Annotated in this window: 20 protein-coding genes and 1 tRNA gene; 10 read left to right on the top strand and 11 right to left on the bottom strand. The window is 38.1% G+C overall.

Translation table 11 applies throughout. The features are described 5' to 3' along the window. The first annotated feature begins 3 nt into the window (after nt 1-3). From M0R21_05175 to M0R21_05155, 5 genes are all read left to right on the top strand, one after another. Nucleotides 4-1,113: an ABC transporter permease gene (locus M0R21_05175; protein ID MCK9617208.1), complete on the top strand. Its 1,110-nt coding sequence runs from the start codon at nt 4-6 to the stop codon at nt 1,111-1,113. Nucleotides 1,114-1,204: 91 nt separating this feature from the next. Next, entirely contained in the window at nt 1,205-2,257 is a 1,053-nt protein-coding gene (locus M0R21_05170; GenBank protein ID MCK9617207.1) for an ABC transporter permease, read from the top strand. 43 nt (nt 2,258-2,300) lie between these two features. Then, nucleotides 2,301-3,716 (top strand): transporter substrate-binding domain-containing protein, encoded by a 1,416-nt coding sequence (locus tag M0R21_05165; protein MCK9617206.1) that lies wholly within the window; start codon nt 2,301-2,303, stop codon nt 3,714-3,716. 93 nt (nt 3,717-3,809) lie between these two features. Further along, nucleotides 3,810-3,883: transfer RNA gene (locus M0R21_05160), tRNA-Ile, on the top strand. A 678-nt stretch (nt 3,884-4,561) separates the two neighbouring features. After that, entirely contained in the window at nt 4,562-5,299 is a 738-nt protein-coding gene (locus M0R21_05155; protein ID MCK9617205.1) for a PorT family protein, read from the top strand. A gap of 3 nt (nt 5,300-5,302) precedes the next feature. Here the strand turns inward: M0R21_05155 and M0R21_05150 are convergent, their stop codons facing one another. The 3 genes from M0R21_05150 to asnS all read right to left on the bottom strand — a co-directional run bounded on the left by M0R21_05150 (nt 5,303) and on the right by asnS (nt 8,867). Beyond that, nucleotides 5,303-5,914, bottom strand: coding sequence for a hypothetical protein (locus M0R21_05150; protein ID MCK9617204.1), 612 nt, complete (start codon nt 5,912-5,914; stop codon nt 5,303-5,305). 23 nt (nt 5,915-5,937) lie between these two features. Further along, nucleotides 5,938-7,386 (bottom strand): RNA polymerase factor sigma-54, encoded by a 1,449-nt coding sequence (gene rpoN, locus M0R21_05145; protein ID MCK9617203.1) that lies wholly within the window; start codon nt 7,384-7,386, stop codon nt 5,938-5,940. A 74-nt stretch (nt 7,387-7,460) separates the two neighbouring features. Next, nucleotides 7,461-8,867, bottom strand: coding sequence for an asparagine--tRNA ligase (asnS, locus tag M0R21_05140; protein MCK9617202.1), 1,407 nt, complete (start codon nt 8,865-8,867; stop codon nt 7,461-7,463). Nucleotides 8,868-8,978: 111 nt separating this feature from the next. On the opposite strand from asnS, the gene M0R21_05135 reads away from it, so the two are divergent. Further along, nucleotides 8,979-10,055: a bifunctional 3-deoxy-7-phosphoheptulonate synthase/chorismate mutase type II gene (locus tag M0R21_05135; protein ID MCK9617201.1), complete on the top strand. Its 1,077-nt coding sequence runs from the start codon at nt 8,979-8,981 to the stop codon at nt 10,053-10,055. 8 nt (nt 10,056-10,063) lie between these two features. Here the strand turns inward: M0R21_05135 and M0R21_05130 are convergent, their stop codons facing one another. Both M0R21_05130 and M0R21_05125 read right to left on the bottom strand, forming a co-directional pair. Continuing rightward, nucleotides 10,064-10,972, bottom strand: a complete 909-nt coding sequence (locus M0R21_05130) for a magnesium transporter CorA family protein (GenBank protein MCK9617200.1) — start codon at nt 10,970-10,972, stop codon at nt 10,064-10,066. A gap of 80 nt (nt 10,973-11,052) precedes the next feature. Further along, nucleotides 11,053-12,006: a CPBP family intramembrane metalloprotease gene (locus tag M0R21_05125; GenBank protein MCK9617199.1), complete on the bottom strand. Its 954-nt coding sequence runs from the start codon at nt 12,004-12,006 to the stop codon at nt 11,053-11,055. A gap of 122 nt (nt 12,007-12,128) precedes the next feature. Between M0R21_05125 and dusB the strand changes: the two genes are divergently transcribed. Next, entirely contained in the window at nt 12,129-13,100 is a 972-nt protein-coding gene (gene dusB, locus M0R21_05120) for a tRNA dihydrouridine synthase DusB (protein ID MCK9617198.1), read from the top strand. A 2-nt stretch (nt 13,101-13,102) separates the two neighbouring features. Here dusB and M0R21_05115 read toward each other — a convergent pair whose 3' ends face one another. The 3 genes from M0R21_05115 to M0R21_05105 form a co-directional block, all read right to left on the bottom strand. Next, on the bottom strand, nt 13,103-13,879 hold the full coding sequence (locus M0R21_05115; GenBank protein MCK9617197.1) for a radical SAM protein: 777 nt from the start codon (nt 13,877-13,879) through the stop codon (nt 13,103-13,105). 111 nt (nt 13,880-13,990) lie between these two features. Then, nucleotides 13,991-16,051, bottom strand: a complete 2,061-nt coding sequence (locus M0R21_05110; protein ID MCK9617196.1) for a hypothetical protein — start codon at nt 16,049-16,051, stop codon at nt 13,991-13,993. A 20-nt stretch (nt 16,052-16,071) separates the two neighbouring features. Next, the gene (locus M0R21_05105; protein MCK9617195.1) at nt 16,072-17,061 is read right to left on the bottom strand and encodes an acyltransferase; all 990 of its coding nucleotides are present in this window, start codon (nt 17,059-17,061) and stop codon (nt 16,072-16,074) included. A 54-nt stretch (nt 17,062-17,115) separates the two neighbouring features. Here M0R21_05105 and M0R21_05100 point away from each other — a divergent pair, with 54 nt between their 5' ends. The 3 genes from M0R21_05100 (at nt 17,116) to rodA (ending at nt 20,865) form a co-directional block, all read left to right on the top strand. Continuing rightward, the gene (locus tag M0R21_05100) at nt 17,116-17,613 is read left to right on the top strand and encodes a hypothetical protein (GenBank protein MCK9617194.1); all 498 of its coding nucleotides are present in this window, start codon (nt 17,116-17,118) and stop codon (nt 17,611-17,613) included. Nucleotides 17,614-17,794: 181 nt separating this feature from the next. After that, entirely contained in the window at nt 17,795-19,609 is a 1,815-nt protein-coding gene (gene mrdA / locus M0R21_05095; GenBank protein ID MCK9617193.1) for a penicillin-binding protein 2, read from the top strand. Further along, the gene (rodA, locus tag M0R21_05090; protein MCK9617192.1) at nt 19,606-20,865 is read left to right on the top strand and encodes a rod shape-determining protein RodA; all 1,260 of its coding nucleotides are present in this window, start codon (nt 19,606-19,608) and stop codon (nt 20,863-20,865) included. Before mrdA ends, rodA begins: the two co-directional genes overlap by 4 nt. 4 nt (nt 20,866-20,869) lie before the next feature. On the opposite strand, the gene M0R21_05085 is transcribed toward rodA, so the two are convergent. The 3 genes from M0R21_05085 to M0R21_05075 are packed head-to-tail and all read right to left on the bottom strand — an operon-like array spanning nt 20,870 to nt 24,668. Further along, complete coding sequence (locus tag M0R21_05085) at nt 20,870-21,358, bottom strand: cytidine deaminase (GenBank protein MCK9617191.1); 489 nt, start codon at nt 21,356-21,358, stop codon at nt 20,870-20,872. A 33-nt stretch (nt 21,359-21,391) separates the two neighbouring features. Next, nucleotides 21,392-22,957 carry an O-antigen ligase family protein gene (locus tag M0R21_05080; protein ID MCK9617190.1) on the bottom strand — a complete coding sequence of 522 codons (1,566 nt, stop codon included), beginning with the start codon at nt 22,955-22,957 and terminating at the stop codon, nt 21,392-21,394. A gap of 7 nt (nt 22,958-22,964) precedes the next feature. Beyond that, the gene (locus tag M0R21_05075; protein ID MCK9617189.1) at nt 22,965-24,668 is read right to left on the bottom strand and encodes a S41 family peptidase; all 1,704 of its coding nucleotides are present in this window, start codon (nt 24,666-24,668) and stop codon (nt 22,965-22,967) included. Between the last annotated feature and the right edge of the window lie 5 nt (nt 24,669-24,673).

Genomic DNA, 24,673 nt, shown 5'->3' with positions numbered 1-24,673 from the left:
CGCATGAAAGGATTCATTATTAAGGAGTTTTATCATATATTCCGGGATGTGAGAACCATGATCATCCTTTTTGGAATGCCAGTAGTACAGGTGCTCATTTTTGGTTTTGCCATCACAACCGACATCCGTGATGCAAAGATTTCTATCCTCGACCATTCTAAAGATTATATGACACAAGACATTACCCGTAAATTACTTTCTTCGGGGTATTTTGTTCTTTCCGAAAACCTTAACAGTGAAAAGGATATTGAAACCAGCTTTCGCAAGGGTAAGATAAAAGAAGTAGTGATTTTCGAAAATCATTTTGCCGAAAATTTTGAAAAAAACCAAAAAGCGCATATTCAGCTTATTGCGGATGCTTCAGATCCCAATACCGCCAACCTGATAGTTAACTACACTTCTTCTATCATAAATGACTATCAGGAAGAATTGCTGAAACTTAGTCCGGTTCCGGTTACCATTACCTCTGAAGTGAAAATGTTGTTTAACCCGGAATTAAAAAGTGTTTTTATGTTTGTTCCCGGAACCATTACCATATTGCTAATGCTTATTTCGGCCATGATGACTTCTATTTCTATTGTCCGTGAAAAGGAAATGGGAACCATGGAAGTTTTGCTGGTATCACCTTTAAAACCTGCACAAATCATCATTGGTAAGGTAATTCCCTATTTTTTATTTTCATTTATTATTGCCGTTATCATTTTGCTGATGGGATTTGTGATTTTTAAAATGCCTATGCAGGGGAGTTATCTGCTTTTATTAGGTGAAACCATATTGTTTATTATCATGGCATTATCCTTAGGTATTCTCATTTCTACGCTTACCCGAACTCAGCAGGTAGCGATGATGATTTCTATGGTTGCACTCATGCTGCCCACGATGCTGCTTTCCGGTTTTATTTATCCTATCGAAAATATGCCCGTTGTTTTGCAATGGGTTTGTCAGCTAATGCCCCCTAAATGGTTTATCATAATTATTAAATCTATAATATTAAAAGGAAGCAGCTTTTCTTATATTTGGAAAGAGACGCTGATTCTATTTTTAATGACGCTATTATTTATTTTTATTAGTATAAAAAAATTCAAAATCAGGCTTCAGGAATTAAAAAATTGATAAAAAACCAAAGACAAGTACAATCAATATTATGCGAACAATATTGTTTATAATACAAAAAGAATTCATACAAACATTTCGCAATCGTTCAATGTTGCCAATTATTTTTGTAATGCCTTTATTACAATTACTTATACTGGCTTACGCAACCACCTTTGAAATCAGACAAATACGTATATTGCTTGTTGATGCTGATAAAAGTACCTGTTCGCACCAGTTAATCATGAAGTACCAGGGCTCACCATTTTACAAAATTGTTGGAGATAGTCCTTCGTATGCAAAAGCCGTAGAAGCCCTTTATAATAGAAAAGCAGACCAGATACTGATGATACCCTCCGGTTTTGAAAAGGGTTTGAAAAAAGAAGGAAAAACTAAGATACAAATTGTAAATGATGCAATTAATGGTAGTGCTGCCGCCCTGATGAATGCCTACACCACATCCATTGCCAGAGATTACAATTCGGAACTGGTGGTATCGTCATTTCTCGGAATACAGGTACAGCCACCGGTAACAATTGAAAGATCATTCTGGTACAATCCGGAATTAAATTACCAAACCTATATGGTTCCGGGTATTCTGGTGATTTTGGTTACCTTAATAGGATTATTTTTATCGGGAATGAATATGGTACGGGAAAAAGAAATCGGTACAATTGAACAAATTAATGTTACACCCATCAAGAAATACCAGTTTATTGCCGGAAAGCTCTTCCCGTTTTGGTTTTTAGCAATTGCCGAACTAGCATTCGGACTGTTTTTGGCAAAACTCATGTTTAATATTCCCATCGTGGGTAACTTAGGGCTGATATTTGGTGCAGCCGCAGTTTATCTGATAGTTATGGCTGGTATCGGCTTGGTGATGTCAACCATTACGCAAACGCAACAGCAATCCATGTTTCTGTCATGGTTTTTTATGATAGTTTTCATCATGATGAGCGGTTTATTTACTCCGGCTGAGAGTATGCCATGGTGGGCTCAATATATTAATTCGATAAATCCGGTAATGTATTTCATAAAAATAATGCGAAATGTATTGTTGAAAGGAAGTGAATTTCAGGATATTATTCAGCCATTCCTGGCATTGTGTACATTGGCTGTTCTTGCCTTGGCGATAGCCATAAACAGGTACCGAAAAACAACCTGATAATTTTATATCTTTGCAACCGTTTAATTATCAAAAAGCAAAGATGAAAAAACTCCGACATCTTCCTTATGGGTTCGTTGTTCTTATGCTGCTTCTTTTTTCATTAATAGCATGCAGGAGCAAAGAAAAAAAAGAAATGCTTACCGATGCTGAAAGTCGCTTTGTAATACAAAAAATCAAAGCCAAGGGAAAAATTGTAGCGTCCACGGATTTTAATTCTATTAATTATTTTATTTACAAAGGAGAACCTCTTGGATACCAGTATGAATTACTGAAATCGTTTTCCGATTATCTGGGCGTTGAACTGGAGATTATTGTAAATAACGATATTAACAAAGCCTTTGAATGCCTGAACAATGGGTTTTGCGATATTGTGGCTATGGACCTCACGCAAACGTACAGCAGAAGTAAAAAATACGATTTTTCAGTACCTATTTTGCAGGCACGACAAGTCTTGGTGCAAAAAAAACCGTTAAAAGGTGCAAAATGGCAATGCGTACGTAATCCACTCCAATTGGGAGGGGCAACCATAATTGTACAAAAAGGTTCTGTATATGCAGACAGGGTTCGCAATCTTCAGGAAGAAATAGGCGATTCCATAACACTTATCGAAGATCCCACCAGCACAGTTGAAGAACTGGCTTTTCTTGTTTCCAAAGGGAAAATAAAATATACCATTTGCGATGAGCATGTAGCAAAAGTGTATCAACGTAATTATCCAAACTTAGATATACAAACGGCAGTCAGTTTTCCGCAAAACATGGGCTGGGCGGTACAAAAAGGTTCAACACACCTGCGGCATGCGATGAACGACTGGTTAACGCAGTACAAAACAACCCGTCAATATAAATTGACTTATAACAAATATTTCCAGCAAAGTAAAGCCAGTGGCTTTGCCCATTCCGAGTATGAAAATATAAGCAAAGGTATTATTTCGCCATACGATAAAATTATCCGGAAACATAGCCGTGAAATAGGATGGGACTGGCGTTTACTGGCTTCACTAATTTATCAAGAATCGGCATTTCAACCTGATGCCGTATCCTCCAATGGTGCTTTCGGTTTAATGCAACTGATGCCACAAACTGCCAGAAAATACAGAGTTTCTCAATATTCTCACCCAGACGGCAATATTAAAGCCGGAGTAAAATACCTGGTACTAATAGAAAAACAATTTGAAGATATCCCCGATAAGGATGAAAGGATAAAATTTGTATTAGCTGCTTATAATGTCGGTATAGGACATGTTATGGATGCCAGGCGACTTGCCCTGAAATACAAAAAGGATCCCGATATGTGGTCGAACAATGTTGATGGATATATGTTGCAAAAATCAAATCCTAAGTACTATAATGATTCGGTAGTTTTGTTCGGATATTGTCCGGGAAAAATCACTTACAATTTTGTTAATGAAATATACGACAGATATTATCATTATAAAAACATTACAGATAAATAGCAGTAATACAATTATATAGATAAAATTTGTTCCGGGTATTTGTAAATTCATTAATAAATTATACTTTTGCCAAAAGATTGATAAAAATAATCCGGGCCTATAGCTCAGTTGGTTAGAGCACCTGACTCATAATCAGGTGGTCCCTGGTTCAAGTCCAGGTGGGCCCACAAAAAATTCCTCTGCGGTTCAACAGAGGAATTTTTATTTTTGTTAGAATCCATTTTAGCGCTTTTCTTGAAAAACCATACGAATTTCTGCTAAAACCATACGTTTGAAAAGTCGCGGATATTTTTCAAGTTTTTAATTATAATTTTGTTGCATAACATTTCCAAAATGAAAATCGGCTTGCGAATACCTCGGTTTATTAAAAAGAAGAGCGATGTAATGCACTTTTATAAATGCCGTAGGTGCGGATATGTTACTTCCAAAAAGGGTATTATGTGCCCAATTTGTGAAAAAGATGGCTATGTGAAAAAAATAATCTAAAAAAGAAACTATGTGGTTGGATTTTCTTCTTATCGCTTATATTGTTTTACTGCTGCCCTTCATTAACCTGTGTGAAAAAATGAGTTCCGGAGGGCTTAAATGCTTGCTGATAGGTATATTTTTAACGCCTGTAGCCGGTTATGTTTATATGAAATATTTTTATAAAAACACTAAATTTAATCAACATACACCAGCCTAGTAAAATTAGGATGGTTTTTCCCCTGTTTTTCCACGCTGAAGCCGTTTCTTAACCAGAGCGGCTTTTTTTGTAAATAAATTTTCTTTTGTCTGCAACAAATTCTCGAACTCTACGTATATTTGCATACCAAGTATGTTGTATAAACCAACCCCCCCGTAAGATGAAAAAAGAAATTTTTCTTGTAATTATTCTAATGGTTTCATTTTCTTATGTTTTTGCTCAAAATGAAAATAACGAAAACGTTCCGACGGTAAAAAGCGAAAAATTTAGTACAGGAATGGATGTTTTTACCGATATATGGATGAATGTTCCCGACAATATCACAGCAAAAACAATCAACATAGGAACAAACTATTATTTTACCTATAATTCTCCTATTGGTAAAAGCGGCAAAACACCCTTTAGCTTTGCTATCGGAATCGGACTGGGCACACATAATTTTCATAGCAATGCATTACCCAAAGTAGACACAAATAATATCTCTTACTTCGATAAAATACCTGATTCAGTTACAATTAACGGGGATATACATAAGGTAAATTATAAAAAAAATAAAATTTCGATAGCCTATTTCGATATACCAATGGAATTTCGCTATAAAAGCAAGAGCGAATTCAGGGCGGCTTTAGGTTTTAAAATTGGATTTTTGCTAAGCAGCCATACCAAGTACAAAGGCGACGAATATATGGATTTTAATAATGACAATCAATTTGATTCTTATTCCGTTAAAATGAATAAGATCCCCAATATTGAATCCATGCGTTACGGAATCAAGGCAGAAGTAGGTTATAAATGGATTAACGTAATGGGATATTATTCTCTTTCTTCCTTGTTTAAAGACGGGAAAGGACCTGATACCTACCCGATTTCTGTGGGTTTGGCGCTACGTCCTTTCTGATTATTACAACATAAAAAATAATAAAAACATAACTACGGCTCCGGTAGTAAACCCTGTATATACCTGTAAGGAGCTATGTTCCCTGAGTGCAAGACGGGAGTATGCAACTATTCCGGAAAGCAAAATAGTTATTATTATCTGATACATATTGGCAATGTTATACCTTGCCGAAAGACCAATAAAAGTCCCCACTACTCCTCCGAGAGCCAGACAATGGATGCTGATTTTCCAGAAAAAATTCGTCAGTAACGCAATGGTTATCAGCATAATCGAACCTAACAGAAATACTTCAAAAACAGGAAAAACCGACGATTGCCTGAACAGGTAATACGTTGAAAAATACAATATTGAAGTGATAAATAGCGGATAAATCCGTTCTTCACGGGAGTGCATAGTGAGAGATGCTATCCACTTTTTTTTCAGGAGAATAAAAATCATCGCGAGAGGAAAAAATGCAGTAAAAAGAAAAGAGATACCAAATAAAATAAACTTCCCTTTTAGGGTTAAGATATAAACGTAATAATACGACTGGTTCATCATTACCAGCAACATATACGAAGGTATCAGCACAGGGTGGAAGACTCCAGAAATAATTTTCTCAAAGCGTTGGTTCATAAAAAACGATTTATTTTGCGAAGCTAAAGTTCCTTACGCAGGCGTGCAATGGATATGTTAAGTTGTTCACGGTATTTAGCTACTGTACGCCTGGCAATGTTATATCCCTTTTCAATAAGAATATCGGTTAATTGTTCGTCGGTCAGGGGTTTGCTTTTATTTTCTGCTTCTATGCAGTTGGATAGAATTTTTTTAATTTCCCGTGTGGATACTTCTTCTCCCGAATCTGTCTGCATTGATTCGGAAAAAAAACTTTTCAGCAAAAAAATTCCAAAAGGTGTTTGTACGTATTTGCTGTTTGCCACCCGCGAAATGGTAGAAATGTCAAGGTGAACAAGTTCTGCAATATCCTTAAGAATCATTGGCTTAAGCTTTGTTTCATCTCCCTCCAGAAAATATTCTTTCTGGTATTGCAGAATGGCATTCATGGTAATGTATAAGGTATTCTGCCGTTGTTTTATTGCATCAATAAACCATTTTGCCGAATCAAGTTTTTGTTTGATAAAGCTTACAGCTTCTTTATGAGATACGTTGTTTTTATTTTCGGAATATGCTTCGAGCATATCAAGATATGTTTTGCTAATTCTGAGTTCAGGGGTGTTTTTGGCATTCAAACTAAGTTCAAGATCGCCGTCTTTATTTGTCAGGATAAAATCGGGAGTGATATATTGATTTGATTTTGAGGTGTCGGAAAAATAGCTTCCAGGCTTGGGATTACATCGTAATATTTCGTTGACAGCTTGCTTGAGCCGGGCTTCGTCAATATTGGTTTTTTTAATAATCTTATCGTAATGTTTTTTTGTAAAATCGTCGAAATAGCGGTCAATAATCCGTATTGCCAGTTGCACCGGAGGGGTTGCATTCATCCGCTGTAGTTGTAATATAATACATTCCTGAAGATTACGGGCGCCAACACCGGGAGGATCGAGTTGCTGAATGTATTTCAATGCATCCAGAATTTCATTTTTAGTAGTGGAAATATTTTGTGAGAAAGCCAAATCGTCAACCATAGCAGCTACTTCGCGTTGCAGATAACCGGCTTCGTCGAGGTTACCGATAATGGTTTGCGCAATGGTATTCTCTTTTTCGGTAAGTTGCCGAAGTCCTAATTGTTGCTGCAGGTATTCATGAAAACTCAGCCCCGAAACGAAGGGAGTTTCCCTGAATTCATCATCGGGCGAAGTGTTGTAACTGTTGAGCCGGTAAGAAGGTGTTTCGTCATCGTCAACATAATCAGTTATGTCAAATTCCTCATTATCTGCATCATATTCTTCCTGATTTTCCTCGTTTTCCTGTTCGTTTTCTTTCAGATTTTCCTCGCCGGCAATATCTTCCAATGCAGGATTTTCTTCTATTTCCTGTTTAATTCTTTGTTCGAGAGCAATAGAGGGTATTTGCAGCAGTTTCATCAGCAAAATTTGCTGAGGAGAAAGTTTCTGAAGCAACCTTTGTTCTAGTTTAATCTTTTGCATGATGCCCCTTACTGTCTGATAAAAACTATGGTACTAATGATTGAGTAAAGTTAATAAAAATATCCAGATCGAGATTAAAATTCGGCATTTTGTGGAGTACGTGGAAAAGGAATTACGTCGCGTATGTTAGAGAGTCCGGTTATAAACAATATAAGACGTTCAAATCCAAGGCCAAAACCGCTATGTGGTGCTGTTCCGAATTTCCGGGTTTCGAGGTACCACCAAACGTCTTTTTCGGGTATTCCCAATTCGTTGATTCTGTTGATCAATTTACTATATACTTCTTCGCGTTGCGAACCTCCGATAATTTCGCCAATTTTCGGAAATAGTACGTCCATAGCCCTCACGGTTTTTCCGTCGTCGTTTTGTTTCATGTAAAAAGCCTTGATTTCTTTAGGGTAATCAGTCAGAATTACCGGGCATGAAAAATGTTTTTCCACGAGGTAGCGTTCGTGTTCAGCTTGCAAATCGCAACCCCATTCGACCGGAAACTCGAACGATTGACCTGACTGTAACAAAATTTGTATGGCTTCGGTATAACTAAGCCTTTTGAAGTTGTTGTTTACGACGAATTGTAATCTTTCAATAAGCTCGTTATCATACATTTTATTAAGAAAATTCAGGTCTTCCCTGCAATTTTCAAGAGCATAATTGACTAAAGATTTAAGAAAATCTTCAGCTAGGTCCATGTTATCGTTAATGTCATAAAAAGCCATTTCGGGTTCTATCATCCAAAATTCAGCAAGATGGCGTGGAGTGTTTGAATTTTCGGCACGGAAAGTAGGACCAAAAGTGTAAACCAACGAAAGAGCAAGAGCTCCCAGTTCGGCTTCAAGCTGGCCGGAAACGGTAAGTTTTGTCATTTTTCCAAAAAAATCTTTCGAAAAATCAACTTTTCCGGTTTCATTCAAAGGAGGATTTTTTTCGTCTAAAACTGTTACCCTGAACATGGCTCCGGCACCTTCGGCGTCAGAACCGGTAATGATAGGTGTATGAATATAATAGAAACCTCTGTCGTTAAAATATTTGTGAATGGCAAAAGCCATGGCATGGCGGATACGTAAGACTGCACCAAACGTATTGGTACGAGGACGCAAATGGGCAATTTCACGTAAAAATTCCAGGGTATGTCCCTTTTTCTGTAAAGGATATTCTGCTGCGTCAGCGGTTCCGTGAATAATTATTTTATTTACCAGAATTTCAATATTTTGCCCTTGTCCGGCGGATTCCACTAATTTCCCGCTTACCGAAACACATGAACCGGTGGTAATCTGTTTGAGCAACTCTTCGTCAAAATCGGCAATGTTTACAACTACCTGAATGCTATGTACTATAGAACCGTCATTTACTGCGATAAATGCAATATTTTTGTTCCCTCTTTTTGTTCGTACCCAACCATTTATCGTAACTTCTTCCCCAATTGCAACGGGTGATTCTTTTCCAAGGAGATCCTTAATTTTTATTTTTTCAAAAGCTTTCATTTTTTGTTTTTAAATTGCAATGCAAAAAAACGAAAATTTCACTTCATTATCAAGTGAAACTGCGAAGAAACGAAAGGCATTTTTATGGGGCTTTTTTTGTACTTTTGCGGCATGATGCCTGATATTTCGCCTATACACAATTGGTTAAATAGTCCGAAGCCATTGGTCGTTGCCGGACCGTGCAGTGCCGAAAGTGAAGAACAATTATTGGCTACCGCAAAGGAAATCAGTCGGTTGACAAACACTAAGGTTTTCAGGGCAGGAATATGGAAACCCCGTACACGGCCCAACAGTTTCGAAGGAGTAGGAAATAAAGGCTTGCAATGGTTGCAAAGGGTAAAAGCCGAAACGGGGATGCTTACGGCAGTAGAAGTGGCTAATTCTGCACATGTAGAACAAGCCCTGCTGCATTCGGTGGATGTACTTTGGATAGGAGCACGTACGGTAGTAAATCCTTTTTCTATACAGGAAATAGCGGTAGCCCTGAAAGGTGTTCATACTGTTGTAATGATAAAAAATCCGGTAAGCCCTGATATTGAAGCATGGATGGGAGCTATTGAACGGGTGAAAAAAGCAGGGATAGATATTATAATTGCTGTACACAGAGGCTTTTCCTCTTTTGTGAAAACTCCCTGCCGTAATGCACCCATGTGGGAAATTCCTATTGAACTTAAACGTCGGGTTCCCGGACTGCCTATCCTTTGCGATCCCAGCCATATTACCGGAAAAAGAGAGCTTATAGCTGGTATTTCACAAAAAGCCCTCGATTTGGAAATGGATGGTTTGATGATAGAAACACATGTGCATCCGGAAAAAGCCCTTACAGATGCACGTCAGCAAATTTCACCCGTTCAACTCAAAGAATTGCTTGATAATTTGATTATAAGAAAGCCTTCAGGCAATACGGAATTTGAAACCAGGTTGGATTTATTGCGAAATGAAATTGACAAACTAGATTCTGCCCTGATAGATATAGTGGGTCGTCGTATGGAAGTGGTAAAAGAAATCGGACAGTACAAAAAAGAAAACAATATTACCATTTTACAAATACAACGTTGGCGAAATATTATAAATGATTGGCAAGCAAGAGGCGGGGAGTCCAGTCTTGATTTAGAATTCTTAATGCGCCTGCTCGATGAAATACATAGGGAATCCATCAGAATACAAACACAAATTTTAGAACAATAAGCGTAATTTTACATCCAGCGCATCCGCTTGAAAAAATAAATCAGGGCAAAAATAACGAATACCATGAAACTCACTACTATCCAAAACGAATTGGGATGGCTCTGAAATGGTAGCCCAATATTCATTCCGTACAAACCCGTGATGAAAGTAAGCGGAAGCATAATGGAGGAAAAGAAGGTGAGCACCTTCATTATTTCGTTTATTTTATTGGTCTGTAAAGAGTCAAAAGTTTTGGCAAGACCTTCAATCATTTCCTGGTAATCTTCGGTTAAGTCCCACATTTTCTGGTAATAATCGAGAATATTACCCCAGTATTCTTCCATGTTTTCGGCATAACCTTCAATTTCGCCCGATTCAAATTTATGGAAAAGTCGCAACTGGGGTTTGAAAATGGTATTCAGCAAAATAATATTTTTCCGCGTAACGGATATCCGCTCAATAATGCGTTCAGCGCGCTTTACAAAAAGATCGCGGTTAATAAAATCTACCTCATTCCCTATTTTGTTGATAAGCGACAGGGTTTCGGTCATCAGACGCTCGAGAATTTTGTAAAGCAGGGCATCACTGGTGCCTACATCCAAAATTCCGCTTTCTTCAGGTCGTTCTTTTGCCTGGTTAAACATAATTTTTACCACCCAGTGCGATTGCCCTATGGTGATAATATAATCCTTGCCCCAGAAAATTTTTACTTCTTTTATTTTCAGAAACTTATTTTCTCTGTCGAAATATGGAAAATGTAGAATGATAAAGTAGTAATCATCGTAAATATCAATTTTAGGTCTTTGGTTGAAACTTTTACAGTCTTCTATATCCAGAGGATGGAAATGAAAGTTATCTAATAAATACTGAAGGTCTGCGTCGGTAGGACTGAGCGAATGATGCCACTTCAGAGTCCCGATTTTTATTGTTTCAATCATATTTCCTTCCCTGAAAAATTAATATTTACGTTATTTTCTACATTCCGGTATTGGTTTATTTTTTTGCAAAAGTAAAAAAATTAACGTTCAGGTAAACTAAAATTATAAGCCATATCTCTGCGTTTTTCTGTTATGAAGACAATAAATAATAATGCGATTACGACAATCCCACTGCTGATTAATGTCAGCATGCTATCCTGTATCGTTTCGCTACCATTCAGTGGAGATTCGGCATTATTAGTTATATACGTTGTAATTACAGCATAAATGTTGTTTATAAAATGGGCAAAAACTGCTACCCATAACGAACCAGACCACAATACCAAATATCCGAACAACATCCCCAGCAACATCCGGGGCAAAAAACCAAAAAACTGCAAGTGAAAGGCGCTAAATACTATCGCTGAGATGCATACTGCCCAATGTTTGTTTTTTGTCCAGTCGAATAGCAGGCGTAAAATTGCTCCCCTGAACACCAATTCTTCGCCGATTGCAGGCAGCAGTGCCATCATGAGAATATTCACCATCAGTCCTCCTGGTGTTGAGGTGTTAAGAAATGCTTCCGTGAGCTGGTTTGCCTCTTTTTCTGAATGTATTATCCAATTTTCCACTTCTTTCAAAAAAGCCGGTAACTGTAGCGATTCGTTAAGCAGGATAAAAATATTAATAAGAGGCATAGAAAACAGAACAAGTAACACCGTTATAACCAGGGTAAAAAGCTGAGGTTTGCGAATAAAGCCCAGATATTTCCCGGGCGAAAAACTTACTAAAAAGGCAAACAACAGGGGCGGCAATACAAACATGCCTACCTGGCTTACTATTTGCAGATATTTCAGTAGGGGAATGTTTTCCGGATTTGCAGGATTACTCATCGCAGGAAGCTGATGCAAAATCTCTTTTCCAAAAAAAGAAACCCCGATAAGCAAACCGGTTAAAAAAACAAAAAAGGTAGAAGCAAGCATTACAAAAAGAAATAGAACAATTCTTCTTACGTGAGAAAGCCGTTGGAATGGAGGAAAGAAATGCTTGAACATAATACGTAGATTGAATGGGTAAAAATACACATTACGCATTTAAAGTGTGATAATGCCAAACAATTATTGAATGGTGGTTTTTAAAAAACCTTCTGTGGTGCAAAAACCTTATTTTTGCAGGCATGATTGCCATCGGAAACCTTATTTTTTCGGAAAAACCCGTGATGCTTGCACCCATGGAAGACATTACTGATCCTGCATTTCGCCTGATTTGCCGGAAGATGGGAGCCAATATGGTTTTTTCTGAGTTTATTTCATCGGAGGGTTTGATACGCGATGCCGTGAAAAGTACACGCAAATTATTGTTTTCGGAAGAAGAACGACCGGTAGGTATACAGATTTTCGGGCATGATGCCTCCTCCATGCAACGGGCTGCTGAAATGGCTGCGGAAGCGCAACCCGATTTGATTGACATTAACTTCGGATGCCCGGTCAAAAAAGTAGTCTCGAAAGGGGGAGGTGCCGGATTATTGAACAACCTACCCGAAATGGTAAAAATTACCCGTACCGTTGTAGATTCCGTTTCAATTCCGGTAAGCGTAAAAACCCGGCTGGGTTGGGACGATAAAAATAAAAATATAGTGGAAATAGCTGAGCAGTTACAGGATTGTGGTATCAGGTCTATTACCATTCATGGTCGAACCAAGTCCCAGATGTACAGGGGCGAAGCCGATTGGACGTTGATAGGGGAAGTGAAAAAGAACCCGCGTATGAAAATCCCGGTGATAGGCAACGGAGATATTACCCACCCGCAAAAAGCCCTCGAGATGATGGAACGTCATGGAGTTGACGGAATTATGATTGGCAGGGCAGCAATTGGAAATCCATGGATTTTCAGGGATATAAAAGCGTTTCTATCTACCCGGAACTTGTTACCGGCTCCTTCATTACAGGAAAAAGTGGAAGTATGCAAACAACATCTGGCAGGTGCTGTGGAGTATAAAGGTGAAAAAAGGGCAGTATTCGAAATGCGGAAACATTACGCCAATTATTTCAAATCCATTCCTGACTTTAAAAGCAAACGGTTGCAATTGATGTCGCTAAGCGATGCAGATTCCATTTTCAGATTTTTGGATGCAATAGCCTGCGCATGAAATTAGTACACTTCTGCGTTGATACCAAGATTTTTCACTTGCAGGGCTATCTTTTCCAATTCTTCATGAGTTATTTTTTCCAGGTGACCTGAAGGTGTGGGACGGTCAATGGTATAAATCATGACAAGAGAGGGCTGGATTTTCTGTAAATGCTGCAGCCATATTTTTACCTCACTACTGATTGTGTTGTCAACGATTTCTTCGTTAACCTTGCCTTTTAAAAACATGGATTGTATGATAAGTCTGCCTTTGAAACGGGAAAGGTTCTCCACAATTTTTTCGATTGTGATGTGTATCAGCGGACGATTCATTTGTCCGAAAATAGCTTCGGTTCCGGCATCCAGTTTCAGCACATTATTGTCAATTTTGTATAAGGCATTGAATATTTCTTCATTGTCTAATGTCGTGGAATTGGAAAGTACCGTAATTTTTGCATTGGGAAAATGGATATCCCGAAGCATTATGCAATCTGTAATTATCTTGGCAAACTCAGGGTGTAGGGTTGGCTCCCCGTTGCCTGCAAAGGTGATGTTGTCGGGCGCCGCATCACGTTCTTTCATATCTATAAGATGCTGATCGAGCGAATTCCGAATAGTATCACGTGAATACCATTGTACGGGTTTCGATACATCTACCGTTGTCCAGCCACACTCACAATAGATGCAGTTAAAAGTACAAAATTTATAAGTTGTTGGTAATAAATTAATACCCAACGATGTGCCAAAACGTCGGCTTTTAACGGGTCCGAAAACAATTTCATCAAAAAGAAATCCTGCCATTTTTTTTATTGCAAAAGTATATTTTTTAAAGTGGATGTATCCATTTTTTATAATAAAAGGGAATTTTCCCGGCAGGGAGGAAAATCATCCTCCCTGCATCAAATCAGGGAGTTATTTTGTTACCACTTTCAATGCTTCGGTGGCAGCTTTCAGCAAGGGCTGAATAGAAATTTCACTGCCAACAGCTTTTTTCATCCATAATTGGGGAATCAATCTGCCTTGGGTATAAATCCTTTCGGTTTCGGAGGCAAAATTTTTGTCCCGGATATGATTTTCTATTTGAAAATCTATAAGATGCCCAACGGGGTATGCCGAAAGATACAAAGGATTATCAATCATGTGGGAGTAAATAGCAAGAATTGGTTCGTCGTATGTACCGAAAACGGGTGCATAATAGAGGTTCCAGATTTCCTTGGCAGTGGAGATAACGGTTTGTTTGCATTGGGCAGGAGTAGCATCAGGATGCTGATACATCCATTTCCATACTTTCATGTCAACCAGTGATACCCCCATGATCTCATAACATGCCCAAAAGTTGTCGAGTACCATCAGATGTTCTTTCTGAGGATTATCATCATTTATACCCAGTAGTTCGAGGTCTCTTTTCTGGAAAATGAAAGCCAGCGCTTCGGTAAATGCCGTGTTGGGGACCCCGTTAAGCATGTAGTAATCTACATCGTACAACGAAAGTGTTTGTTCCACATTGTGTCCAAATTCATGAATGGCAATGTTGTAGCCTTTATAATCCATGCCATTATTTCCTATACGTGTCCGCAGGTGTGCTTTGTCGTTTTTCATTTGTGCACCCCAGGCATGTCCGGAACCCCGTGCAGGGTCAACCTGGATTTTTGAGGTTAAATAAGCGGCTTTAGCAGGAGAAAAGCCAAGTTTTATAAGAATTTTGGGCAAATCTTTTTCGAAGGCATTTCTGTCGGGATATTTGTTTTTAACTTTTTCGTCGAGCAATCCTGCTGAAATGCTGCTGCGCGATTTAAACCCGTCATACCAGATGTCGAAAGGTTCAATATTGCGTCCCAGCCTTTTACTGATGAGCTTTCCCACTTCTTTCACCTGAGGTGAAGAAATGAAATCGGTGAAGAGCTTTTCAACATCTGCCTGTGATATTTCCAAACCTGCATCAAAAGCCCTTGAAATAAAATCGGGATAATTTGGGTTGTAAGGATCAATGGCTTTCATTGCCTGAAAATTATTCAGCAGAGTAGCATAGCGGGTATCAGGTTCAGGCGAAAATGGAACGGATTTTCTATTTTGCAAAAGAGTATTGGTTTCGGGATTCCACAGGTAGGTATCGTTGTTGATTATTTGCTGGGGAATGCTCTGGTCAATGATTCGTTTCATTACCGAATAAATCATTTTTTGTTTGATAATCCCGTTTTGTTTGTCGGAATAATTCGATTTCAGTTCGTCGCGTAAGCCCCAATGGGTGATGAGTTTCATATCTTTTGGGAACCATGTTTTTCCTTTGCTGTCGGTGAGATTGCCCATGTAAATATTGTATGCTGAGATATAGGTATCGGCAGCCGTAAGGGTCTCTGCAGCTTTCAACAGCAGGTTTGCAGGAACGCGCGAAGTGAAAATATCGCCCATGCGGGCATATGCCCATTGTTTTCGTGTCCAGTTTGTACCAAGCGTGGTTTTTTCCCCAAGTGAATAAAAAGGGAAATTCAAAACCACTACAAAAGCAATTTTATTCTGGAAGAAGTCATCGGTAAAGTGGGCGGATGGTTCGTAACCACCAAACATTTCATCAATGGGAAGTAAGGTGCCATTTTCCAGGTGAATAGTTTCCTTAAGGCTGACACTTAGTTTATTGTAAGTGCCAAACATCAGTTCGAAATAATTTTGTAGGCGAATAAACAGGGTATCGAGCCCGGTTTCGGTAGGCATAAAATTGCCTGAGCAAAAAGCAGCAAAATCCTGTTCGTTGCCATCGGTTTCGCGCCAGAGAGATGCTGCCTGGGTAACACCTTTTTGAATGCGAGCCAGGTTTTTTTCACCGCTACTGGCTGATAAAATTTTGATAACCTGATTGATAGTGGCTTCTGTAACCGGCGACACCTGAATGCCAGCTTGAATAGGTTTAGGAGTGGTTTGGCTGAATGCAAAATCAGTCATAATGGTTAAAAACATAAGAGCAATATACTTTTTCATAGTGTTGAAGTGTTAAATTTTCATGCAGTAAGCAGGCTACAGCCGCGTATATCACTTGCATCGAAGCGTCCTGAAATTTCAAATGTGCCGTCGGTGCTGACTTTGCCCAGATCCTGAGAGGCAATAAACGAACAGGTATTGTAATTTGCAAGGTCAATGATGTTTATTCCGCCGACTTTTCCGGCAGCAAGTAGCGAAAGAGGGTCGTGAGGGTCACGCGTAAGTACTTTCATCCAAGGAGGACAGTTAAACTGTCCGTTTTGAGCAGAATATGCTTGCGAAAAAATCTCAGTCATGCCATATTCTGAGTGTATTGCGTTCACTCCAAATGCATTGGAAAGGATTTGGTGCACTTCTTCCCTTACAGGTTCTGTGCGGCGCCCTTTCATTCCTCCTGTTTCCATCAATGTAAGTGTGGGAAAATGTAATTTGTATTTCTTCGCTGCAAAATCGAGTAAAGCAAAAGTTACTCCTAAAAGCAGGGTAGGCTGGTTGCTTTCGTTTAGCAGTACAAGTTTTTCGTAAAGTTGGTTGTGTTCGTTCAGGTAAAAACCGTTAAGCGGATGCTGCGAAAGTTGCATCAGGTGATTGACCATAAACACCAGCGACGAATTTTTCCTTTCAAAGTATGAGGGCAAAAGAGCAAGCAAGCAGTATTTTTCAGGATTCCCATAAAAATAATGAAATCCACGTGTAAAACTTTCAATATAAACCGTGACGTCGAGAATATAATGTTTGCTTTGGGTTCCTCCTGTTCCGCTGCTGATAAAAAATTGTTGGGGAAGCGTCGTTCCACAGACAACGGCATGGCTTTTGAAAATTGAAATGGGTAAAAAAGGAATTGCTGAGTAATGAGTAATGTGCTGAACATCGGTTTTTAACAGATCAACATATTGACGATACAGTGAATTTGCATGGTATTGATACCTAAAAATTTCGATAGCCACACTATTGAAAGTGTTTTCGTCGTTAATTGCAAACACCTGCTTGTTGAAAATGTTTACGCTCATAAAATTGTATAGTGCAAATTCATTTTGTATTTTTAACCGCTCAAACCTATTTTGATGAAAACCCTGCCAAAAATACTTATTTTTTTTCTAGTAACATGTCCTTTAGCATTTCTTTCGTGCCTTGATGACAACGACTATCCGGTAGAACCGCAAATCCAGTTTATAAATTTTGAAACTCTGATTAATAAACAGAATATTACCGAACAAGGAGTGTTAACATTTTCATTTACAGATGGTGATGGAGATATTGGTTTATACGATTCCGACACAACGGCTCCCTACGATTATAATTTCTACATCACGTACTACGAAAAGCAAAAAGGGGTTTTAACCAAAGTGGACTTGCCATTTACCCTTAACAGCCGCATCCCGATATTGAATAACAATGGAAGTAATAAAGCGATAAAAGGTGAAATAGAAGACACACTTTTTGTTAATAATGCTCTTTCGCAATACGATACAATATTATTTGAATTTTACATAGTTGATAGAAAGTTACACCAAAGCAATATACTGAAAACTCCCGAAATTGTAGTAATCAAACAAAAATAAAGCACATTTATTCCTTTATTATTTTCCATATTTCCGATAGTTTATAGAAAAAGAATCCCTAAGCCAGGATGAATAATAGAAAAAATGAACGGAACATTTTCTTTTTTACCACCGGATAATAGAAATAAAAAGATGAGGATTTTCAATACATTTGCCTGATTATAATGCCTCGAAATTTTACATGAAAAATTCCTACTATTCAAACAGGAAATATATAATTATTATAACATTTATTATTGTAGGAATTATTTTTGCTCTTCGGTTGTTTTATATTCAGGTTATTGACCGGAGTTATACCTTATCAGCAAACAATAATGTTTTGCGGTATATCACACAATATCCAGCCCGCGGACTTATTTACGATCGGAATGGCAAACTATTGGTATTCAATGAAGCTGTTTACGATTTGATGGTAACTCCCAACCATGTAAAAAATATTGATACGACAGAATTTTGCACATTGGTGGGCATTGATAAAGCCGGGTTTATTGAAAGGATAGAAAAAGCCCGGAAATATTCACCTTATAAAGCATCTGCATTTGAGAAACAAATTTCAAAGGAAGCATTTGGATATCTTGAAGAAAAATTGTATCGTTTTCATGGATTTTTTGTTCAACCCCGGACTATTCGTAAATATCCCCAATCTTTAGCTGCTCATTTATTGGGGTATATCGGCGAAGCCACTCAGTCAGTTTTGGATAAAGTACCCTATTATAAATCGGGCGATTACATAGGTATCAGTGGTATTGAAAAATCCTACGAAGAAGAATTAAGAGGTGTTAAAGGGATGAAAATCCGAATGGTGGATGTTTTTAACCGCGAGCAGGGAAGTTTTCAAAATGAGAAATACGATACTGCAGCCATAATGGGCAAGAATTTGTACACCTCGCTTGATGCCGGGCTTCAGGCATATGGTGAACTGCTGATGGCTGGTAAACGGGGCAGCATAGTTGCCATTGAACCTTCTACAGGTGAAATCCTTGCCTTTTTATCGAGCCCCACTTATGATCCTAATTTGTTGGTGGGTAGGGTTAGAAGCAAAAATTATCAAAAACTAAGTAATGACCCTGTAAAACCCTTGCTTAATAGGGCTTTGATGGGGCAATACCCTCCGGGTTCTACTTTTAAAATCGTTAACGACCTCATCGGTCTCGAAGAAGGGGTACTGTTTCCTTCTACTTTTTACTCTTGTCAGGGTCCGGGAACTTCTCCTATCAGGTGTACGCATAATCATGTTAGTCCCCTTGACCTGAAGCAAGCCATTCAGCAATCATGCAATCCCTATCATTGGCAGGTTTTCAGGAGTATTATCAATAAAAAAGAATATGGTTCAGTAAAAAATGCTTACAATGCATGGCAGGATTATGTTACTGATTTGGGTTTTGGCATAAAATACAATTCCGACCTCCCCTACGAGCTGGATGGAAATATCCCCGAATCAGAATATTTTGATAAAATATACGGGAAGGGACACTGGAATGCCATGACTATACGCTCTTTTTCCATCGGGCAGGGCGAAATTCTTACCACACCTCTGCAACTTGCCAATCTGGCTTGTATTATCGCAAACAGAGGATATTATATTACTCCTCATCTGGTTCGTTCGGTAGGGTCTCCCAAAAGTTATATAGAAAGGTTTACCCAGAAACACCAGACGAAAATCCACTCACAGTATTATGATTTTATGGTAGAAGCCATGTTTCAGGTGGTAGAACACGGTACAGCAGCATGGTACAAGCTGGATAGTATTCCTATGTGTGGTAAGACCGGAACCGCTCAGAATCCGCACGGGAAAGACCATTCACTATTTATTTGTTTTGCCCCGAAAGACCATCCGAAGATAGCCATGGCGGTAATTGTTGAAAATGCCGGTTTTGGATCTACCTGGGCTGTACCCATTGCCAGTTTGCTTATTGAAAAGTATCTCACCGGAACGGTGAAACGTAAAGACGTAGAACAACGAATGATTGAATTTAATATGATTTCAAAACCTTGAGTCAAAAACAAAACATATTTGCAAATATTGATTTAACACTTGTAATCATTTATATTGTACTTGTATTAACAGGCTGGTTAAATATATATGCTGCGGTATACAATGAGCAGCATAATAGTATTTTTGATTTTACTCAAAATTATGGTAAACAATTAATATTTATTGTTTCATCATTTATCATTGCACTATTTATTCTTGTCATTGATACTAAATTTTTCTCTCAATTTGCTTATTTGATTTACGGTATTTTTTTATTGCTTCTTGTTGCAGTTTTGGGCGCAGGTAATGTTGTATCAGGTTCAAAATCATGGTTTCAGATTGGAGGATTTGCCTTACAACCGGCAGAGTTTGCAAAATTTGCAACCGCCCTTGCCATGGCAAAATTTCTGAGTGCTCCTGATATAAACACCCATCGGAATCAAACAAAAATAATTCCCTTGTTGCTGTTAGGAATACCTGCATTATTGATTTTTTTGCAAAACGATACCGGATCAGCTCTGGTTTTTTCTTCATTTGTACTGGTATTGTATCGTGTGGGTTTGTCGGGAAATCTTCTGCTTACCGGAGTGGGAATTGCTTTACTTTTTCTGGTTACTCTGATGTTCGACAAAATTGTGGTTAGCGGGATTTTTATTGGCTTTGCACTGGTTTTATTCTTTTTTATCAAAAAAAACAGGAAAAATATTTTATCGCTTGCGGGTTTGTTACTATTAATTGTAGGCTTTGTTTTTAGTGTGGATTACGCTTTTGAACACTTTCTTGAAGATCATCAAAAGACAAGAATCAATGTGCTGCTTGGAAAGGAAATAGATTTGAAAGGAGCAGGTTATAATGTAAACCAATCCAAAATTGCTATTGGTTCGGGTGGATTTTTAGGTAAGGGTTTTTTAAAAGGCACACAAACAAAATATAATTTTGTTCCGGAACAAAGCACCGATTTTATTTTTTGTACAGTAGGTGAAGAATGGGGATTTATGGGTAGTGTTATCGTTATTTCTTTGTTTATTGGACTTTTCTCACGCTTGATAATTCTGGCAGAACGCCAGCGATCGCAATTCAGCAGACTGTATGGTTATGGGATAGCCTCTATTATGTTTTTTCATTTTCTTGTCAATATCGGGATGACCATAGGTTTGGCACCTGTAATTGGCATTCCGCTTCCATTTTATAGCTACGGAGGATCCTCTCTATTGGCGTTTACACTTATGCTATTTGTGTTTATAAAACAAGATATGAACAGATTGCAGCTTGTATAGGTTGCTACATTCCTAAATTTTCGGAATTGAACATAAAAGGTAGTATACTTTCAATCCCTTTAATTTCAAATATTTTACTGTTCGTTCCTCCTAAAAGTAAGCGGAAAGACTTCTTTTGTCTTTTTTCCGATTCAGCCAATACCTGGCGGCACGAACCGCAGGGTGCTACAGGGTAATTTACTTTGAATTTTGAAGATATAGCCGTAATAGCAATGGTATCAATAGCAATATCTGGAAACTGAGAAGCTGCCGCAAAAACGGCTACTCTTTCTGCGCATAACCCTGAAGGGAAAGCTGCGTTTTCCTGATTGTTACCGGTAATAACAGTCCCGTTTTCAAGTAATACTGCTGCTCCGACTTTGAATTCGGAATAAGGAGCATAAGCCAACAATGCAGCTTGTTGTGCCTGAACAAACAGAAAATTGTCCTTTGCCGACAATTCCGCTATGGAATCGTATTCTACATATTGAAATTCTTTATTGATTAATTGCATTCTGCCTCTCCTTCATATTATTGTTTACAAAAATCACTCTTTTTTCGTACAAAAAAGAAAAAATGCATTAAAAAATGCAAAAAAAGTTACTCCTGCCTGCGTTTCAATGGTATCTTCCACCAGCATTGAAAGAATGGCGGTGAAAAAGAAAAGCATATATAAATAATCGTTCCATTTTTTGTGTACTATAACAGGGTAAAGTAAAGTAAAACAGAACCAGGAAAAACCAATGACACCGAATGCCACGAAAACAGAAAAAAACTGGTTGTGCGATCGCCTTCTGAATTTGTAGTTAAGCTGAGAATGCATTTTTTCATATTGTTGAATAAAAGCTTCATTCATATCGCCTGTTCCCACTCCGGTAAAAAAATGGCTTTTAATAAGTGCTATGGAAGCTTTCCAGTATTCAAGACGCTGGGCAAACGAGTTGGCACTCGGATCTCCGGTAGTATAATAATTTTCCAGTCCTTGATATGCTTGTATTACTCTGGTTTTTAATCCAAAATTTTCAAGATAATTGGTGTTGGCAATGCCTTTTTCGATGTAATGGATTTCAGCGTTAGTAAGCTGTGTTATCCCTACAGAATCTTTATTCAGGTTTCGGGAACTCAGATAGCGAATAAGTGTGAATTTTAGTTGCTGATTTTTCAGGTCCTTTCCGTCATAGTCAAGTGTGCTTCGTCGGTTCCATGTTTCACGAAGTTCTTTTTCAGCAATGTATAAGCCAACGTAATGCCCGTTTTCGATGCCGAAGTTAACAGTATCGTGAAGATAAGGTGTCCCGTTGGCAGAATGGGTTGCAAGCTTCGAAAAGTTTACGGGTTTGATTTCTGTATATTTATCAAGAATCGAATAAATATAATATATTAATAAAAATGGAATAGCGATAATTAAAAATGTAAAACATAATTTCAGATAAATACTTTTTTTAAAATAAATAAACCATGCAATAACTATAAGCAAAAAAGCAAAGAAAACCATTAGTCCTGATAAGGATTTAAGAATAAACAGATACAAAATTAACCAGCAAGCTGCCAAAATGAAAAGTATTTGGAATCTCCTTTTGCAGAAAGTGTTTCTGTAAACAAAATATAGTAATATATATATTGAAATGCAAATATTAAGGCTAAATCTTATATGTGAAATAAAAGGAGAAAGTTCTCTGAAATCGCTTACTGTGGATTGAAAAAGAATCCGCATACTTACGAGTGTTCCGAAAATTACTGTTGCAGAAAAAAGCAAAAGCAGATAGTTTATCTCTCTTTTTTTTAAAGGAGGTGTTGCACTGAGCATTATCGGGAGTATTAACAATGGCAATTTGGTGCGTAAATCTTTCCAACCATAGGAAAAATCGCTGGTAAACAACATGCCGATAACATGCAATACAAATAAAGACGTAAGAACAACGGCTGTTTTATTCGCAAAAAATTTTCTGAATTTATTGATAATTCCTGTACAAAACCCGTCCCAAAGCCAGATGGCTGCCATCAGAAACTGGGCTATGCTCATCAGATAATTAGAAGTAGGTATAGCGATGAGCATCACTCCCAAAGCTGCTACAAAAGCATAATAACGTATTTCAGGAGTTGCTTTCAGCATGGCGGTTTTACTTGCTGATTTCGGGCTTTGGTGATGAGATTTTCAGCAGGGAGGTGTACTGGGTAGTATCATTAATAATTTCTGTTGCTTTAGCTAACTCGGTATCCGTTGGCAATGATGCTTCGGTTCTGCCGGTTTGGTAATAATAGCGTGATGCAATTTCGGCTTTCAGCAGGGTTTGAATTTCGTTTTTATAGGTAAGTAACTCGTCTTTTTTATTGTGGCTTACCTTGGATTTTAATGCTTCAAACTCTTCTTTAATCGCCTCGTAGTATTTTTCTTTTTCGGCTACAGCTTTCAATTTGTCGAGCGTTTCTTCCGTTTTGGTAGAGTACGAATAATCTTTATCGAAAATAAAATTTACAAAGTCATCAAAAATGGCATCAGTAATTTCGAAATCCTTAGCAGGAGGTATGCCAGGATGTTCGCTGAAAAATTTTGTTGCATAGTCGAATATGAGAAATTTATTTACCAGTGTATAAGCTATATTGCTGTATGTAACAGGGACGAGTACAACGTCGGGTTCAATCCCTCCTCCGTCGTAAACCATTCTTCCATTTTTAGTTTGAAAAGCATTGATAAGCGAATCAGGTATTTTTTCAAAAGCCCCGTTGCCGTTTTTGTGTGAGTAATCAATAGCCTGTATGCAACGTCCACTTGGAATATAGTATTTGGCTACGGTAACTTTCATTTGGGTGTTATAAGCCAGGGGAACAACATTTTGTACAAGACCCTTGCCGAATGTACGCTGTCCTACTATTACTCCGCGGTCGAGATCCTGAATGGCACCCGAAACAATTTCGGAAGCAGAGGCGCTGTTGTTGTTTACCAGCACTACAAGGGGAATCTCTTTGTCAATAGGCATAAATTGTGTACGATACGATTTGTTTTTGTCGTCGAGTTTTCCTTTGGTGCTTACTACCAATTCGCCTTTATCAACAAAAAGATTAACTATGTTAATGGCTTCATTCATAAGTCCGCCCCCGTTATTTCTCAGGTCGAGAATTAGCCCTTTCAAGGTGGTTTTTTCTTTTAATTTGGCTAATGCTGATGCCACTTCTTTCGAGGCATCCTGTGTAAAACCCGTCAGGCGGATAAACCCTATATTGCCATCAAGCAAACCAAAATAAGAAACGTTGTCAATAGTAATTTTTTCACGGGTAACAGCTTTTACTACAGGTTTCGATACGCCATATCTTTCAACAAGAACTTCGCAAACTGTGCCGGGTTGCCCTTTTAAAGTTTCACTCACTTCATTTACTGTTTTCCCCTTTGCAGACTTACCGTTGATTTCTAGTATAATGTCTCCTGCCTGTAAACCAGCTTTGTTCGCCGGAAAATTTGCATAAGGCTCTGAAACTACCACATAATCATTGTTCTTATGAATTAATGCCCCTATGCCTCCGTATTGTCCGGTAGTCATAAACTGGTAATCTTCAATCTGTGATTCGGGAATATAATTGGTGTAAGGATCAAGGTCTTCAAGCATTGATTCTATGGCAATCGGAATAAGTTCTCCGGGTTTGATCTCATCAACATAATTAGTTTCCAGCTCTTTAATTATTGTAGTAAAAATCTCCATGTTTTTTGATGCTTCGAAGTTGTTGGATGATTTTTTCTGGGCAACAGTTGGTAGTATAAAAATAAAAACGAACAGAAACAGAATTGAGGTTCGTGCTAACAGATGACTTTTTTCTTTTATGGTTTTCATGCAAA

Source organism: Lentimicrobiaceae bacterium, assembly GCA_023227965.1.
GTDB lineage: Bacteria > Bacteroidota > Bacteroidia > Bacteroidales > JALOCA01 > JALOCA01.
Note: the sequence above shows the minus strand (reverse complement) of the source record. Positions and strands in the feature narration are given on the sequence as shown.